This window comes from Candidatus Avoscillospira sp. LCP25S3_F1 (assembly GCF_052117125.1).
Lineage (GTDB): Bacteria > Bacillota > Clostridia > Oscillospirales > Oscillospiraceae > Avoscillospira_A.
The window spans coordinates 164,127-180,044 of record NZ_JBQKJT010000005.1; the positions used below are offsets into that span (position 1 = coordinate 164,127).

Below are 15,918 nucleotides of genomic sequence, written 5' to 3' on the forward strand. Positions count from 1 at the left end.
TGTGAAAAGTATTATTTTTATACATTGAAGCATAGCGGAAAGGAATGGTGAAAAACATGACAAATAAAAGGTATTGTATGAGTTCCTATCTTGCTTTTCGCTATATTGAAAGAGAAGATATGGACTTTTATCGAAATACAAGGCACCATAATTTTGTTCCGCTGCCATTGGAACAGAGAACCAGGGTTGCAACGGCGGAAGAGATCGACCGTGAGTTGACAAAGATATTTGAGAGAATCGGTGCGGAAAAACTGGGCCTTATGTTGAGTGGTGGAATGGATTCTGCCTGCCTTGCAGCCTACATGAGTGGGTGCGATGCATATACATTCCGTTTTGAGGGAGCCCTTTTTCAACACGAATTAAAGCGCGCCGAGTACTATGCTGACACTTACGGACTGAACCTTCACTATATCGATATCGACTGGTCAACGATAGAACGTTATCTGGCCCCTGTCATGAGGGCAAAAGGCGCACCAGTGCATTCTATTGAGCCAATGCTGTATCAAGCTGCGATGCAGGCTGGAGGAGATGGGATTGAGAGACTGATTATCGGAGAAAGCGCGGACTTGGTCTTTGGCGGAATGAACCAGCTTCTTTCTAGGGACTGGACGGTGGAGGAGTTTCAGGATCGGTATATCTTTACAAAGCCGGAAATGATATTGAATGAGCCGGAGGATATGTCGTATCTGTTTGAGCAATATCGCCAGGAGGATGGGAAAATCGACTTTTTGGGTTTTATGGATAATGTATATGCAATTGAAAGTCCTGGCTCTTACCAAAATGCTTTTGGTGCTGCAAAAATGCCGTATACGGATCCACATGCAAACCTTGTAATGGCAAATGAGCTGGATTTAAAAAGAGTGCGTAATGGAGAACCCAAATATCTAATCAGAGATCTGTTTAAAATGAAGTATCCAGCGTATCCTGTTCCAGATAAGTTTCCTATGCCGCGGCCTGTGGATCTGTGGTTTGAAAAATGGAGCGGACCTCAAAGAAAAGAGTTTAGAAAAGACATAAATATGGATTTGCTGACAGGCAATCAAAAGTGGCAACTTTATTGTCTGGAACAATTCCTTGAAATGTATGAGCCAGAGGAGAGACGGCATAATGAAAGCTATGAATAAAAGAAAAATACTGATACACGGGGCACATAGAGAAGGATGGAAGATTGCCAAGAGAGTGGAATATATTTTTGATATTATTGGCTTTATTGATCGAAATGCACATTTGCAAGAGCCTTTATCACAACAATATTCCTCTTATCGTAATTTGGATGAATTCTTGGAAAAAACATCGGGAGAGTTTGACTATGTTGTATCCACGGTTCCGGATTTTCATGGGCTCCAAAGCGAATATGTAAAAAAAGGTGTTCCATTTGAGAAAATTCTGGATTTTGTCCATGTGTACGATAAAGAAAAGTATATTTTACATCAGAGTTTAATCAATGAAATCTACCGCCGCCAAGTGGATGGAGCTGTTGCCGAATTAGGGGTTGACTACGGAGATACGGCAAAATACCTCAATTTTTATTTTCCGGATCGCCCCTGCTATCTTTTTGATACGTTCTGCGGATTTGATGAGCGAGATAAAGAGCCGTCCCAGGCGGAAAATGCGCAAACACTGGAAATGTATAATATCCGTTCCAATGCACAAAATGTACTGAAAAAAATGCCTTATCCGGAGACATGTGTGATTAAAGAGGGCATTTTCCCGGAGTCACTAAATGGTCTCGAGGAGCGTTTTGCCTTTGTGCATATCGATTGCGATTTGTATCAACCCATTTTGGCAGGACTTGAGTACTTTTATCCACGGTTAAATAAAGGCGGTTACATTGCAGTGCATGACTTTTATAATCTGTCATTCCCAATGGCAAAACAGGCTGTCCGTGATTTTGCAGATAAAAATAATCTTATGTATACTGTGGATTTTTTCTCAGATTCTGCTGTTTTTTTCAAGTAAAAGGGATGCGAAAAAATGGAAAAGTTTTATATGAGATTTTTAGCTGCTATTGTAGGGCAAGCGTGTAACCTCAGATGTTTAAACTGCAGCAACTTGACTCCGTTTGCACCCCATGAGACAAAGCGGTATAATGTGGATCATATTATAGAAAGTCTAGAAACATTAATTTACGGGGGGGGGGTGAGGATCCGTCTGTTACAAATTCAGGGTGGAGAGCCTTTCCTGCATCCTGCACTTGAAAAATTATTAGAATTCGTAAAAGATGAAGAAGATATAGAAAAGTGCCTGATAGCGACAAACGGAACTGTGGTGCCAAATGTAAGTCCTCAGATTCTTGCAGATGAAAAGTTCATTGTAAGAGTTAGCAACTATCCTGCAATTGCTATCGAAAACAAGGCGGAGGCATGGCTGAAAAAGCATCATATCCGGCATGAAGTATATCACTTTATCTCAGGAGAGGATAAATGGTATGACTGCGGAAAGAAAATGAATGTGCCGGGCGACGTTGAAAAACGTTTTTGCAACTGCCTGTTCAAAGACTGTTATACATTGGAGGAAGGAAAAATCGGTAGATGCGCCAGATCTGTGATATCTTGGAAAATACAAGGGTATGATCTGGAGGACTCAATCCAAAAGGGAGATTATATTCTTGTTTCAGAACGACCTGGATTACGGGAAGAGCTAGAAAATTATGTTCAACATCCGCATTTTATGGAGGCATGCAGACACTGTAACGGGACAGACAATACGATACAGGTCGAACCAGCAGTACAGATGAACTCAGGAGATAAATGGGAAGACTTTTTATAAAATGACAGTTTGGTATTAGCGTACAGAAGGTGATATGCTTGGATTTATGTGCGGATGCCAAAAAGAACGGAGTAGAAATGGAGAAATATAAAATCGGATATACAACAGGTGTTTTTGATTTATTCCATATTGGGCACTTAAATCTTCTAAAAAGGGCAAAAGAGCGCTGCGAATATTTAATTGTTGGAGTGAGTAGTGACGAATTAGTGTCATATAAAAATAAGCGGGCTGTAATTCCTTTTGAAGAGAGAATCCAGATTGTACAGTCGATTAGGTACGTAGATCAAGCTGTGCCGCAATATAATATGAATAAAATGGAAGCGTGGGAAAAATATCATTTTGACGTAATGTTTGTCGGAGATGATTGGAAAAACACAGAAAAATGGAATAACTATGAAAAAGAATTTAATGCTATCGGAGTAGATATCGTCTATTTTCCGTATACAAGAAATACGTCTTCCACTTTATTGAATGAAACATTGTTAAAACTAAGAGCGGAATTATAAACACCTGCAAACCTCACCTTGTCAAGAGAATAATAAAAAATATAAAGCTCTCCCCGACGAGCAGTTTTCCCAAAACCGTCCAATCTACTACGAATTGTAAATTCTCATATTGCATGAAACAATGTTCTCGTATTGTTCCAGATAGTATCCGTGAGTTATTTTGCGACCGAGATGCGAAGGTGAGTTTATAGAAGAGAATTACGCACATTGAATCAGCAAGCGAAACTGGCAATAGCAGCCGACCGAAGTTCCGCTTGTTGGAATAGTGGCTAGGACAACTAGAATGGGCGGTGCTGTGAGAACCTTCCTGCGCGTTCACGCTCTATAAGTGGCAGAAAAAAGTATTTGAACTGGTTCAAATGTAAACGCAAATTTACCACAACTTGTTTCAGCACATGCAATATGAAACAGTACCTCCGTGTAGTGTCGGACAGTGTGTGACAGTGTCGTATACTGTCGGCGAAGCGGAGGTATTCTTATAAATAGTGCACTACGAGTATACAGCAAGCAAAACAGACCGGCACAGTAGACCAATTCGTATTTGAGTACAGCAAAAGCGGCTTGAGCGTGTTACCTATAAATAGCAGAGGGAACGTGTATGCTATGGCACAGAAATGAGAATGCGATCAGAGCTTCGATTCTCCAATGGCACCGATGGCTCATAGAGAGGATGAGTATTGACTAGCCAAGGGCACATACACCTGTTTACGGTCTGGAGATCCTCTAAAAGTGTAAAAATTGGTCAATATATGCCAAAATATAGTTATTTTGAGGTATAAGAAAGAGAATAGCTATGATAGACAAAAAGTATTGTATGAGTTCTTACCTGATGCTGCGTACGATTGCTGATCATTCCAAAGCTTTTTCTAAATATTTGCCGCCAAGATTTTATATTTGCGACATAGAACGAAAACCAATTTACGATAGTTATGAATTAGAGAATGAATTGCGCAACCAGATAGAACAAGCTACAGCTGATGGTAAAGCAGCATTGGCATTGAGCGGCGGCATAGATTCAGCAGTATTAGCTAAATTTATGCCAAGAGGATCGACTGTATATACGTTTAAATGTATTGTGCCAGGCGTTAAAGTTACAGATGAGACGATAATAGCAGCCAAGTATGCTAAAGAATGTGGATTAAACCATCAAGTGATTGAAATATACTGGGATGATTTTGAGAAGTATACATTACCTTTGATGAAACATAAAGGAGCACCGATTCATTCCATAGAAGTCCAAATATACAAGGCGGCCCTCCGCGCAAAACAGGACGGATTTACAAAGTTAATTTTTGGAGAAAGCGCAGACTTAAACTTTGGTGGATTAAGTGATTTGCTTTCACGGGACTGGACAATTGGAGAATTCATTAAGAGATATTCATATGTGATGCCATTTGAGGTTCTTAAGGAGTCTCAACTCGTGTTGGATACAATTCTTGCATTTGAAAATGATGGATATATTGATGTGCATGAATTTTGTAGAAATCCATTTTTTATTGAAGCAATGGGAAGCTATGAAAATGCGACAAGCACAGCTCAAATAGATTTGGTCACACCCTATGCACACACATATATGGGTAATTCTTTGGACTATAATCGCATCCGAAGTGGGGAAAATAAGTACTTAGTGCGTGAAATATTTAATCGCCTGTACAACGGCTTTGAGATTCCTCCTAAAACACCTATGCCACGCCCGATGAATGAGTGGCTCAAAAATTGGGAGGGTCCTCGAAGAGCAGAATTTTGGCCACATAGTACGGATCATATGTCTGGAGACCAAAAATGGCTAGTCTGCTGCCTTGAGAAGTTTTTAGATTTAATAGAAGAGGAAGAAGCAAAAAATAATGAATAATATGTTAAATACAGTTGGGATAGTATCATGTGATTGCTACAGGGACAATAGTATATCAGAGGCACTTGATATTTTGTTTAAGAGTTTGGGTCTTGATCCGTCAAATCCGTTTGCAGATTTAATAAAGCCGGGGATGCGTGTTTTTATTAAGCCAAATTGGGTTGCGTCCCGATGGAGGGAGTCGTGTAGCCATATAGATGACTTGTATTGTGTGATTACACATCCTGCTGTAATAGAGGCGGTAGCGGATCGAGTAGCTGTTGCATTAAAAGGAAAAGGTGAAATTATTATAGGAGATAATCCATCGATTGATGCTGATTTTGCAGAATTGATGGAACATACTGGAATAAAGAGACTTGAAAAAAAATACGATGTCCCTTGCTGTATTTGCGATTTAAGACCCTTAATTTGTCCATCCCTCGATGTATATGGGAAAAAAGAGGAAATGGTTGCTTCCAAAGGCGATCCAAATGGGGAATATAAAGTTAATTTAGGAAAAGACTCATTATTATATGATGTTGATTCGTCTTTATTTAGAGGGGTTTTTGAGGAACGAGAGGAGACAGTTTCTGCACATACAGGAGAAATGCAATTATATACATTTGCTAATAGTATTTATTCGGCTGATGTGTATATTTCTATTCCTAAGTTAAAGACCCACCAGAAGGTCGGAGCAACTCTCAATCTAAAAGGGTTGGTTGGAGCAATTACACAAAAAAATCAGCTTGTTCATTGGCGAGTTGGCACTCCGGAAGCTGGCGGAGACGAATATCCAGATATGAGAAGCTATGAGCAAGCACGGCGTGCAAAAGTTACACATCGAGGCGCATGGCCCGGAAATGACACTATTTGGCGAATGGTAGTTGATTTGTATCACTCGTTTATGAAAAAAGAACGTAAATGCATCACTATTATTGATGGCATAATGGGTGGCGAAGGTCAGGGACCATTTTGTGTTACGGCAAAGTATGCTTCTTGCTTGATTGGAAGCACGGACCTTCTTTTGGCGGATTTGGTGGGCGTTCGTTATATGGGCATTGACCCAGAAAAAATTAAATATCTTCAGTATTTTATTGAAGAAAATAAGATTCAGTTAGATCAAGACATTTCTGTTACAATTGACGGAGTTCCATGCCCAAATTTTTTCTCGTCAGCGACAAAATATAAAGACTTTTATGTTGTAAATAATTGGAAGGGTATAAAATTTGAGTGCAAATAGAGGAGACTCCGTAGTATTTCCTGTCTGGTCAAATCTGCGCCGTTGGCTGCTTTCAGCAGCCAGGTCAAGTAGCGGTAGGGCTCCAGGTGGTTTTCCAGCGCTGTCTGGATCATAGAAAAGATCACTGCACTGGGCCAGCACTATAAAATGCCAGACTATGAATGGGTACACCGTGAGATGCAGAAGAGCGGCGTCACCCTGAGTCTGCTATGGGTGGAATATTGTGAGCAATGCCGCCAGAGCGGTGAGCTGCCCTACAAATCCACTCAGTTCAACAAGTATTACGCAGACTATGTCCACAAAACCAAAGCCACCATGCACTTGGAACACAAACCCGGTGAAACTATGCAGGTGGACTGGGCGGGCCAGACGGCGGCTCTAATGGACACAGACACCGGGGAACGGCTGGACGCATATCTTTTGTAGCTGTACTGCCATACAGCGGCTACGCCTACACAGAGGCCTTTCTGGACATGAAACAGGAGGCTTGGATCACCGGTCATGTCAACGCCTACCGGTATTTCGGCGGCGTCACCCGCATCTGCACACCGGACAACCTCAAGACCGGTGTGGTCAGGAATTCCCGGACAGAGACTGTGCTCAACAAGTCCTACCAGGAGATGGCAGAGCACTACAGCACCGCTATTCTTCCAGCCCGTCCCCGCAGCCCCAAAGACAAGGCCTTTGTGGAGGGTTCCGTTGGCGTGGTCTCTACCTGGATCCTGGCAGCCCTGCGTAACCGCCAATTTCTATCTCTTATGGAACTGAATGAAGCAATCCATGAAAAACTGGAGGCCTTCAACCACAAGCCCTTCCAGAAACGGGAGGGCAGCCGGGCGTCCTGCTTTGAGGACGAGAAGCTGTTTCTGCTGCCTCTTCCTGCTACGCCGTTTGAGCTGGCTGTTTGGAAGGTCGCCACTGTCCAGTACAATTACCATATCAGTGTGGAGCGCATGAACTACTCCGTGCCGTATGAGTATATCAAGCAGCAAGTGGATGTGCGCCTTACCCGGACCACAGTAGAAATCTTCTTCTCTGGTACCCGAATTGCCTCTCACCTGCGTCTCCATGGCTGTCCCAATCAGTACAGCACGGTGGAGGACCATATGCCGCCGGACCACCAGACCTACCTGCAATGGAACGGCGAGCGTTTCATCCGCTGGGCGGAACAGATTGGTCAGCATACCGCTGCCGTGGTGCGGCTCTTTCTCTCCGCCCATAAGGTGGAGCAGCAGGACTACAAGTCCTGTATGGCCCTCCTGAAACTGGCGGACCGCTATTCCTCTCAGCGGCTGAAGAGTGCCTGCCCGAAAGCCCTCTCTTACACCGCTTCCCCCAGCCTCAAAAGCGTCCAGTCCATCCTGAAATCCGGGCAGGACAAGCTGCTTGCTGAGGACGCTCCGGCCAGGCCGGAAGAGCCAAAGGCTCATAAGTTTACCAGGGGCGTCGGCTACTACAAGAGGAGGGAATGACCATGCTGAGCAATGAAACGGTACGGAAATTACATGAAATGCGCCTGGGCGTCATGGCAGAGGCCTGCTCCGCCCAACTGGAGGATGCGCAGTTCCAGACGGTGTCCTTTGAGGACCGCTTTGCCATGCTGGTAGATGCGGAGTGGAGCGCCCGGAAAAGCAACCGCCTGACCCGGCTTATCCGCAACGCTGGCTACGCAGACCCCTGCCGCCTGTGTCGAGAATATTGAGTACCATCCGGAACGAAGGCTGGACCGGGAACAGACCCTGCGTCTGGCATCCTGTGCCTATCTCCAGGAAGCACACAATATCATCATCCTGGGAGCCACTGGGGCCGGAAAGACCTACCTGGCCTGCGCCCTTGGTATGGCCGCCAGCCGCAGCTTTTATTCCGTGCAGTATATCCGCCTGCCGGATCTACTGGTGGAGATCTCTGTGGCCCGGGCTAACGGAACCTACCGGGATTATATGAAAAAGATCAGGAAAGAGAAGCTGATTATTCTGGACGAGTGGCTGCTCTACCCTCTCAAGGAGGCAGAGGCCCGGGATGTGCTGGAACTGGTAGAGGCAAGAAACAAGGTGGCGTCCACCATCTTTTGTTCCCAGTACGACACCAGCGAGTGGCACGAAAACCTATACGACCTGACCCTGGCTGACGCCATCTATGACCGGATCATCTACAACGCCTATACCATCCAGATCGAGGGCGAGTCCATGCGCAAGCGCAAGAGCATCCCCGAGTAATTTTCCCCATGGCGGCCCCGTGCACCACGCCTACGGCCACCATGCACCATTTCGGCGGAATGGGTGCATCATTGTGCCGGTGTCGGACCGGCGGCGAGGGTGTCTGTTTTGTGCGGTCAGGGTGTAGGACTACCAACGGCCAAGGTGTAGTTTTGACCCGTCGTACGCACATCTGGGGATTTTGTCAACAGGGCCTTTCTGTACCTGACCGACCAGGAAGAATCCGGGCGAACCGCTTGACGGTTCGCCCGGATTTTCGTATCTACATAGTTTTCAGATGCTGCAACAGCACCGATGCAATATTATCACAGGATGCCTGAATTGTCACAGCGCCGATTTCGTAAGCTGCACAGGGCATACCGTAAACCACGCAAGATTCCCGATCCTGGCCAATGGTGTATGCACCAGCCGTGCGCATTTTCAGCAGACCATCGGCGCCATCCCGACCCATGCCGGTCATGATAATGCCAACCATATGACACTGGACCGTAGATGCCATGGAGGAAAACAGCGCGTCCACCGACGGACGGTGGCCACTGACCTTTTCTCCCGGCTGGCAGGATACCGTGTACCGGGTGCCCAGCCGTACAACCCGCATCTGCAAGTCGGCAGGAGCAATGAGGGCCAGACCTGGCCGGATTTCATCGCCGTGGACGGCTTCCCGAACTTCCATTTGACAAAGGCGGTTCAGACGTTCGGCATACATTTTGGTGAAGCCCACAGGCATGTGCTGCACGATGACCATGCCGGGGATATCCGCAGGCAGCCGCCGCAGCACTTCCAGCGTGGCTTCAGTACCGCCGGTAGAAGCGCCCAAACCGATAATGGTAGGCTTGGGCAGGCGTCCCTGTGGACGGCCCAGCAGGGGCGCCGGAGCCGGCGTTACGCTCCGCGCCGGCAGGTGGTGGGGCACTCTGGCACAGGAGGCCACCAGAATTTTTTGGGCCAGCGCCAGTAGGAACGACGCGTTGCCATGGGGGCCATCGGGCTTGCGGACAAAGTCCACAGCGCCGGCGCTTAAAGCATCAAAAACACGCAGATTCAACGACGATACGAGGATTACCGGCAACGGATATTCTGGCAAAAACTTTGTCAGGAATTCAATACCGCTCTCCCCCGGCATTTCCACATCCATGGTCACCACGTCCGGATGCAGCCGGAGAATTTTATTGCGGGCGTCAGTGGTGTTGACGGCTGTACCCACAACCTCGATTCGGGGATGCTGGTCCAGTCCTTGGGTAATCAGATTCCGCGCCACAGCTGAATCGTCCACTACCAGCACCCGAATCGGCTTGTTGTTTGCGATCATGTGTCAGAAGCCTTCCTTCCTGTGACGCTGCTGCGTCACTTTTTCTGGTAGATGGATGGAGACACCTGGCGGAACTTGGGGTTCTGGCCCAGGGATTCCGAATGGCTGATGAAAAAGTAGCCGTTCGGCTCCAGCACATCGTAAAACCGCGACACCAACGCGTCGCGGGTAGGTTGGTCGAAGTAAATCATCACATTACGACAGAAAATCACGTCAAACTTCCGCCGGAAATGCATGGGTTCCATCAGGTTAAAGGGCCGAAAAATCACATTATCCCGCAGGGCCTTGGATACCTTGTACTTGCCGGATGCGGCATCCTTGGTAAAGTACCGGCGCACCCAGGCCTCCGGCATGTCGGCAGGCATGTCGTAGAGGCCCTTCTGCGCTTTTTCCATGGCCTGATGAGAGATGTCCGTGGCCAGGATACGGGTATCCCATGTCCCCTTGCCATTGAAAAATTCTTTAAGGTAGATGGACAGGGTGTAAGGCTCCTCGCCGCTGGAACAGCCGGCGCTCCAAATGGAGATGCTGCGTTCCCGCTGCCGGGCCACGGCCAGCTGGGGAAGAATGGTGTTGGAAAGATAGGTAAAGTGATCCTTCTCCCGGAGAAAATACGTATAATTGGTGGTCAGTTTGTTCAGAACCAGCTCCAGATCCTCCTGGGACTTCGTCCGGAACAGGTGTTCCAGAAAGGGCTTCATACTGGTGTAGCCCCGTTCCTTGAGAGAGTGGGACAGACGGCTGGTGATCAAGGCTCGCTTCTTGCTCAGATCAATGCCGTAGTTCTTTTGAATAAATTGCACCAACTTGTGAAAATCTTCGTCGGTTACGGTGAGATCGTGAAAAAAGTCCAAGAATCTCCCCTCTCCTTTCTGTTACGCCTGTGTCAGAAGATTGGAGCAGTCAAACTCCAGCATGGTCTCGCCATCGGGCAGAGAGCACATACCGGAAACCAGGCGCTGGTGCTCCTTGGCTGGAGACATGCACAGGGTGGCTGTGTCCAAATCGATCATCCGCAGAACAGTGTCCACCAAAATGCCCACCAGCATGCCGTTAATAGTAAGGATGATAATGCAGTCGCTGTTTGCCGGCATTTGACCCAACATAATGCGGATATCGACGATAGGGATAATCTGACCGCGCAGATTGATAATGCCACAGACGTAAGACGGCACCAGCGGAATCGGCGTAATGGGGTGGTTGGTAATAATTTCTACTACATAATCCGCCGCCGCGCCAAACAGCAGGGCGTCGGAGCGAAACAGCAAATATTTACACAGTGTGTCGTCGGCTGTGTCGGGGGCCTGGACCTGATCGGTCTGCAGCTCGTAGTCTTCCATGGGGAACCCTCCTTTTATTGGCCCTGATAGAGATTGTTAACGTCCAGAATCAGGCTGATGTTGCCGTCGCCCAGAATGGTGCATCCGGCAATGCCGCTGCGCTTGATGTTGAAGCTGTTGAGGTAGCTGGGCAGGGGCTTCACAACCACCTGCTGCTCGCCCAGCAGTTCGTCAACGAAGAGACAATAGGACAGCTCGCCGGCTTCCAGCCAGATCAGAATGCCCTCCTCCACGTTGACGCGGCCGTCTTCAATCTGATACAGGTCCCGCATGCGCACCACCGGATAGAACTCGCCCATGCATTTGAACAGTTCACCGTCGGAGGCGTCGCTGATGAGGTCCTTCTGGGAAATGCGGAAGGACTGACGGATATTGTGGATGGGAATGGTGAAGATAGAACTGCCCACACTGACCTCCATACCGTCCATGATGGCCATGGTCAGGGGAATCTTCAGTGTGGTGGTCATGCCCTTGCCCTGCTCACTGGTGATGAATACAGAGCCGCCAATGTCCTCCACGTTCTTTTTCACTACGTCCATGCCAACGCCGCGGCCGGAGAATTCTGTCACTTCGTTGTTGGTAGAGAAGCCGGGCGCCAGCAGGAAGGCCAGAATATCCTTGTGGGAGTACTCCACGCCCTCAAAGGCCAGACCCTGCCGAATGGCTTTGGACAAAACCGCGTCATCATTGACGCCCTGACCGTCGTCGCGGATCTCGATGATGACCTCGCTGCCTGTGTGACGGGCCGACAGGACAATCTCGCCCACCGGGTCCTTACCGGCGGCGATGCGGTCCTCAACGTGCTCTTCGATGCCGTGGTCCATGGAGTTACGGACGATGTGCATAATGGGATCGCCGATGCTGTCCACAATGGTCTTATCCACTTCCGTGTCTTCGCCGATGAGGGTCAGATGGGCCTGCTTATCCAGCTTCTTGCACATATCGCGGACAATGCGGTTCATCTTCTGGAACGTGGCCGACACAGGAACCATGCGCAGGGACATGGCCACATCCTGCAACTCGTCGGTGAGCTTGCGCAGCTGCCGGGCCGACTTGGTAAAAGCGTCCAGCTTAAGCCCCTTCAGGTCGGGGGAAGCGGTGACCATGGATTCGGTGATGACAATTTCGCCCACCACTGCCGCCAATTGGTCCAGCTTGCTGAGGCTGACGCTGATGAGGCTTTCTTTGTGGTGGTTTTCGGTCTTTACCGGCGTGGCCTTGGGCTGCGGCGCCGGTGCGGCGGGCTGTGCCGGCGCTGCGGACGCAGCAGGCGCCGGAGCCGGCTGCTGTGCGGCCGGCGTTTCCGATTGTGCCGCAGCCGATGCAGGCTGCTCTGCGGCTGGAGCGGGCTGCGGCGCCGGGTCCATGGTCTGGTAGTTGCGGACGGAACCCATGCCGGTCACAGAGTGGATGGCATTGTCCCGATCCGTCTGGTTGCGGAAGTACATGGTGAAGCCCGACTGGGCCACCTGCGCTGAGGTGGCCGGGTTGTGCTCCACATCGGCAGGCTCAAATGTGAAATCCTCTTCGGGGCAAATATCGTGGATGGAGGTCACGAGCATAAAGGCCCGCAGGTTTTCCATGCCGCAGCCCTCGTCGAAAAATACCCGCAGCCCGTAGGGGAATCCATGCGGCGCGGCATCGGCTGCCGGTTCGCTGCTGTCGGCAGGCTCCTTGGCCGCTGCCGGTGCAGAACCATTAATTTGTGCGATAAAGCTATTAATTTTCTCCAGCAGCGTGTCGATATTATCTGTGAGAGCTTCCCCGTTTTGAATGTGCTCGATCTCCTGACGGAAGAAGTCGATGGTCTGGAATAGCAGATCAAACAACTCCGGCCGAAGGCTCTCGGGTACGATGGAAATGGATTGCTCCCGCAGGATAGCAAAGAGATCCTCGGCCCGGTGGGCGATGGTCATGAGAGAATTGAACTCCATCATGGCCGAAGAACCCTTGATGGTGTGCATAATACGGAAAATCGTATTGATGTCATCATTTGAAAATGCGTCAGCCTGCTCCGCGGCCAACACGATGCTGTCCAACTGCTCTAAAAGCCCGTCGGTTTCATAGAGATAAGCGTCCAGAATGCTGTCGTTGCCCATACTCATAAGCGGCACCCTTCCTTTTTCTGCAGAACTTATAATATACATATCGGCAGAAATTTGCAATAATTAAGGCGACGATACAAAAACTATAAGAAAACATTGAAAACATCCCGGTCGTTCCGCCGCCGCTGCGGTGTGGACGGCGATACCATAAGAAAAAGGTGACAACGATATGGCCAACCTGATGGGAGTGACCAACCCTGTACCGGGGTATGACGGTCCCAACAACACCCGGGTCCAGCCCACGGCAATCCGCCCCGGAGACACCTCCATACAGAATATTCCCGACCCAACTCGAGTGGGACGGCCCGACGCCCGTACGGACCAGAACGGCGCCAATGACGCTCTTCTGTCCGACGGGCTCCGCTACGACTCCAACTTGCAGATGTTCCTGCAAGCGCTGCGGGAATCCCCGGACTTGGCGGCGGAGTTCACCAAGATGGTGGGCTGGCTCAACGTCATGGCCGCCACGCCGGGACTGACCGAGGGCGTGGCGACAGAAATGAAGGCGTTTTTGCAGATGCTGCATATGGACGCCCAGGGGCTCAATGAGATGTTCAGTGCGCAGATGAAAGCGGGTAATCGGTTTGCCGGTCCCCTCATGTCGCTGCTGCGTCAGACGTTCCAGGCCACCAACAGCCCCGCCATCCGGCAGGATATCCTGATGTTTCTCAAGCGCTACAGCGATTTTTCTTCCACCGATCACATCGGTCGGACGATGAACCAGCTGCTGCGGCAGCTGCCGGATTATATGCCCAAAAGCTGGGGCGAGGCATTGGCCAACTACAGCGCCCGTTTGGAGTTGGGGCTCCAGGCCGGAGACCGGCAGGGCAACCTGAAGCTGCTGCAAGGAGAGGTCATTCCCCATCTGGCAAACTATGTGGAACGGACCCACGATATGGGAACCGCCAGGACCCTGATCAGCATGCTGATTCTCAATGTGACCCGCTATGAAAACGGGGATGAGGCGAGCATGCTTCAGGCGTTCCGGCAGCTGAGCCGTTACGGCGAATCCCTGGCGGGGCTGAATCAGCTGGATGACAAGGCACTGCTGAAGCTGCTGCGGGAGAACGACTTCACGAAAGCGGCCCGGACCGATACCTTTTCGGAGCGGCTGGCGTCGCTGGCCTCCCGTGCGCTGCGGGGCGACGGCGGTACGGATCTGCGGGAAACATTCACGGAGATTGTCCGGGCCATGCTTATCAACGAGAGCGTCTATATGCCGCTGCGTCATGGCATGGTGCCGCTGATGTGGCAGGACCGGGTCATGTACTCGGAGTACTGGGTGGACCCCGACGCGGACAGCGAGAGCGGCCGGCGGGAAGAGGACGGCAAAATCCAGTTCCTGTTTAAAATGGACATTCAGGGTCTGGGATTTGTGGAGATGGTCCTGGGGGCCCGCAACGAGCAGGTAGACCTGGACCTTTACGCACCGGAGAGCATTCTGCGCCACCGGGCGCGGGTGGCTGAGGACCTACAGCAGATTCTCCAGGATCATGGGCTGACGGGCCGCAGTGTACAGGTCCGCAAGTCGGAGAAGCCTCTGGCTATTACGGATGTATTTCCGGATCTTTTTGAAGGGAAGCGAAGCGTCAATGTCAAAGTCTAACGGCGGGGCCCAGCGGGCCGTTGCCTTGCAATACGGCACGGAACACTCCGCCCCGGTGATCATTGCCTCGGGTATGGGCAACCTGGCCGAGAAGATCGTGGAGGTGGCGTCGGAGAACGGCGTGCCCATCTATGAAGACAATTCCCTGGCCACGGTTCTGTCCCAGATGGAACTGGGCCGGGAAATCCCCGAGGAGCTCTACGGAGCCATCGTGGAAATCTATCTTTACTTTTTGAATTTTGACCCCAGCGACCCGGAGAAATTCCGGCGGGAGCGGGAGAAGTGGAGAGCAGAACAGAAGAAAGTGGAACAGCAAAAAGTGGAACTGGACAAGGTGGAGCAGCAGGAGGTGCAATAAATGGCGGGAAATTTAAAAAACCGGTATTTGATTCTGAACACCCAGAGCATACCCGTGGGCCATTGTACATGCCGGGATGACCCAGACACAGAGATATGGCGGCTGGAAGTGGACTATGCCGACGCCCCCAAGCTGTGGAACATGAAAGACATCCGTCTGGTGGGCGCGGCGGAGTACTGTGTGGCCGTGGAGGGCGAGATTTTGCGCTGGGACGGCGATACGGTGGCCATGGTCCAGATGACCAAACGGCTGGGGCAGGAGCTGCGGCAGAATCTGCGGCTTCCCGTGCGGTTTGAGAGCTTCATTTATTCCGCCAAGAAGCCCCAGGGACGGCTGCCCATTTTCAGCTTTGACCTGAGCTGCGGCGGTATTTCGTTCTTCTGCGCCAAGGCGCTGCCCGATGGGATGCGGGCCCAGGTGGTCATTCCCGTCACATCGCAGCCGCTGATTTTGAACATTGAGATCATTCGCCGCTGCTCCTCCAAGGAATCGGTGCCCATGTATGCGGCAAAATTTGTGGATTTGTTGCGGGAAGAGGAGAATATGGTCCGTGAGGCCGTGTTCGGTCTGCAATTCCATCACGCTTCCAGTTCCGAAAAAGGACAGATCAGGTAGAAAGGAACGCCGATACGATGAAA

Annotated in this window: 17 protein-coding genes; 13 read left to right on the forward strand and 4 right to left on the reverse strand. The window is 50.0% G+C overall.

What is annotated here, in order from left to right; genetic code table 11:
* The first annotated feature begins 77 nt into the window (after positions 1-77).
* The 10 genes from ACTQ33_RS06165 to ACTQ33_RS06210 all read left to right on the forward strand — a co-directional run bounded on the left by ACTQ33_RS06165 (position 78) and on the right by ACTQ33_RS06210 (position 8,562).
* Positions 78-1,124 carry an asparagine synthase-related protein gene (locus ACTQ33_RS06165; protein WP_441463051.1) on the forward strand — a complete coding sequence of 349 codons (1,047 nt, stop codon included), beginning with the start codon at positions 78-80 and terminating at the stop codon, positions 1,122-1,124.
* Positions 1,108-1,959 (forward strand): TylF/MycF/NovP-related O-methyltransferase, encoded by an 852-nt coding sequence (locus ACTQ33_RS06170; protein WP_441463053.1) that lies wholly within the window; start codon positions 1,108-1,110, stop codon positions 1,957-1,959. Before ACTQ33_RS06165 ends, ACTQ33_RS06170 begins: the two co-directional genes overlap by 17 nt.
* 15 nt (positions 1,960-1,974) lie before the next feature.
* Positions 1,975-2,769, forward strand: coding sequence for a radical SAM protein (locus ACTQ33_RS06175; protein WP_441463055.1), 795 nt, complete (start codon positions 1,975-1,977; stop codon positions 2,767-2,769).
* Between the two features lie 38 nt (positions 2,770-2,807).
* Entirely contained in the window at positions 2,808-3,275 is a 468-nt protein-coding gene (locus tag ACTQ33_RS06180) for an adenylyltransferase/cytidyltransferase family protein (protein WP_441463057.1), read from the forward strand.
* A gap of 829 nt (positions 3,276-4,104) precedes the next feature.
* Positions 4,105-5,127 (forward strand): asparagine synthase-related protein, encoded by a 1,023-nt coding sequence (locus ACTQ33_RS06185; protein WP_441463059.1) that lies wholly within the window; start codon positions 4,105-4,107, stop codon positions 5,125-5,127.
* A complete protein-coding gene (locus ACTQ33_RS06190) occupies positions 5,120-6,346 on the forward strand; it encodes a DUF362 domain-containing protein (RefSeq protein ID WP_441463061.1) in 1,227 nt (408 codons plus the stop codon). Before ACTQ33_RS06185 ends, ACTQ33_RS06190 begins: the two co-directional genes overlap by 8 nt.
* A 147-nt stretch (positions 6,347-6,493) precedes the next feature.
* Entirely contained in the window at positions 6,494-6,772 is a 279-nt protein-coding gene (locus ACTQ33_RS06195; RefSeq protein WP_441463063.1) for a hypothetical protein, read from the forward strand.
* Between the two features lie 47 nt (positions 6,773-6,819).
* Positions 6,820-7,818 (forward strand): Mu transposase domain-containing protein, encoded by a 999-nt coding sequence (locus ACTQ33_RS06200; protein ID WP_441463065.1) that lies wholly within the window; start codon positions 6,820-6,822, stop codon positions 7,816-7,818.
* Between the two features lie 2 nt (positions 7,819-7,820).
* The gene (locus tag ACTQ33_RS06205) at positions 7,821-8,048 is read left to right on the forward strand and encodes an ATP-binding protein (RefSeq protein WP_441463067.1); all 228 of its coding nucleotides are present in this window, start codon (positions 7,821-7,823) and stop codon (positions 8,046-8,048) included.
* Positions 8,049-8,067: 19 nt separating this feature from the next.
* Positions 8,068-8,562: an ATP-binding protein gene (locus ACTQ33_RS06210; protein ID WP_441463177.1), complete on the forward strand. Its 495-nt coding sequence runs from the start codon at positions 8,068-8,070 to the stop codon at positions 8,560-8,562.
* 262 nt (positions 8,563-8,824) lie between these two features.
* On the opposite strand, the gene ACTQ33_RS06215 is transcribed toward ACTQ33_RS06210, so the two are convergent.
* From ACTQ33_RS06215 to ACTQ33_RS06230, 4 genes are read right to left on the reverse strand one after another with little or no spacing between them, the layout of a single operon-like run.
* Positions 8,825-9,871 (reverse strand): protein-glutamate methylesterase/protein-glutamine glutaminase, encoded by a 1,047-nt coding sequence (locus ACTQ33_RS06215; RefSeq protein ID WP_441463069.1) that lies wholly within the window; start codon positions 9,869-9,871, stop codon positions 8,825-8,827.
* 35 nt (positions 9,872-9,906) lie between these two features.
* Positions 9,907-10,725: a CheR family methyltransferase gene (locus tag ACTQ33_RS06220; protein ID WP_441463071.1), complete on the reverse strand. Its 819-nt coding sequence runs from the start codon at positions 10,723-10,725 to the stop codon at positions 9,907-9,909.
* Between the two features lie 21 nt (positions 10,726-10,746).
* Positions 10,747-11,211 carry a chemotaxis protein CheW gene (locus ACTQ33_RS06225; protein WP_441463073.1) on the reverse strand — a complete coding sequence of 155 codons (465 nt, stop codon included), beginning with the start codon at positions 11,209-11,211 and terminating at the stop codon, positions 10,747-10,749.
* A gap of 14 nt (positions 11,212-11,225) precedes the next feature.
* Positions 11,226-13,316 carry a chemotaxis protein CheW gene (locus ACTQ33_RS06230; RefSeq protein WP_441463075.1) on the reverse strand — a complete coding sequence of 697 codons (2,091 nt, stop codon included), beginning with the start codon at positions 13,314-13,316 and terminating at the stop codon, positions 11,226-11,228.
* A gap of 169 nt (positions 13,317-13,485) precedes the next feature.
* On the opposite strand from ACTQ33_RS06230, the gene ACTQ33_RS06235 reads away from it, so the two are divergent.
* Genes ACTQ33_RS06235 through ACTQ33_RS06245 form a run of 3 tightly spaced genes read left to right on the forward strand, consistent with a single transcriptional unit; the run spans position 13,486 to position 15,895 of the window.
* The gene (locus tag ACTQ33_RS06235; protein ID WP_441463077.1) at positions 13,486-14,922 is read left to right on the forward strand and encodes a hypothetical protein; all 1,437 of its coding nucleotides are present in this window, start codon (positions 13,486-13,488) and stop codon (positions 14,920-14,922) included.
* On the forward strand, positions 14,909-15,280 hold the full coding sequence (locus ACTQ33_RS06240) for an EscU/YscU/HrcU family type III secretion system export apparatus switch protein (RefSeq protein WP_441463079.1): 372 nt from the start codon (positions 14,909-14,911) through the stop codon (positions 15,278-15,280). The genes ACTQ33_RS06235 and ACTQ33_RS06240 overlap by 14 nt, the downstream gene beginning before the upstream one ends.
* Positions 15,281-15,895, forward strand: a complete 615-nt coding sequence (locus ACTQ33_RS06245; protein ID WP_441463081.1) for a PilZ domain-containing protein — start codon at positions 15,281-15,283, stop codon at positions 15,893-15,895.
* Positions 15,896-15,918: the final 23 nt, after the last annotated feature.

Excerpts from the sequence above, each read along its gene's own strand:
- ACTQ33_RS06165 (WP_441463051.1), top strand. The coding sequence starts at position 78 with ATGAGTTCCTATCTTGCTTTTCGCTATATTGAAAGAGAAGATATGGAC.
- ACTQ33_RS06170 (WP_441463053.1), top strand. The coding sequence starts at position 1,108 with ATGAAAGCTATGAATAAAAGAAAAATACTGATACACGGGGCACATAGA.
- ACTQ33_RS06175 (WP_441463055.1), top strand. The coding sequence starts at position 1,975 with ATGGAAAAGTTTTATATGAGATTTTTAGCTGCTATTGTAGGGCAAGCG.
- ACTQ33_RS06185 (WP_441463059.1), top strand. The coding sequence starts at position 4,105 with ATGCTGCGTACGATTGCTGATCATTCCAAAGCTTTTTCTAAATATTTG.
- ACTQ33_RS06190 (WP_441463061.1), top strand. The coding sequence starts at position 5,120 with ATGAATAATATGTTAAATACAGTTGGGATAGTATCATGTGATTGCTAC.
- ACTQ33_RS06195 (WP_441463063.1), top strand. The coding sequence starts at position 6,494 with ATGCCAGACTATGAATGGGTACACCGTGAGATGCAGAAGAGCGGCGTC.
- ACTQ33_RS06200 (WP_441463065.1), top strand. The coding sequence starts at position 6,820 with ATGAAACAGGAGGCTTGGATCACCGGTCATGTCAACGCCTACCGGTAT.
- ACTQ33_RS06205 (WP_441463067.1), top strand. The coding sequence starts at position 7,821 with ATGCTGAGCAATGAAACGGTACGGAAATTACATGAAATGCGCCTGGGC.
- ACTQ33_RS06215 (WP_441463069.1), bottom strand. The coding sequence starts at position 9,871 with ATGATCGCAAACAACAAGCCGATTCGGGTGCTGGTAGTGGACGATTCA.
- ACTQ33_RS06225 (WP_441463073.1), bottom strand. The coding sequence starts at position 11,211 with ATGGAAGACTACGAGCTGCAGACCGATCAGGTCCAGGCCCCCGACACA.
- ACTQ33_RS06230 (WP_441463075.1), bottom strand. The coding sequence starts at position 13,316 with ATGAGTATGGGCAACGACAGCATTCTGGACGCTTATCTCTATGAAACC.
- ACTQ33_RS06235 (WP_441463077.1), top strand. The coding sequence starts at position 13,486 with ATGGCCAACCTGATGGGAGTGACCAACCCTGTACCGGGGTATGACGGT.
- ACTQ33_RS06240 (WP_441463079.1), top strand. The coding sequence starts at position 14,909 with ATGTCAAAGTCTAACGGCGGGGCCCAGCGGGCCGTTGCCTTGCAATAC.
- ACTQ33_RS06245 (WP_441463081.1), top strand. The coding sequence starts at position 15,281 with ATGGCGGGAAATTTAAAAAACCGGTATTTGATTCTGAACACCCAGAGC.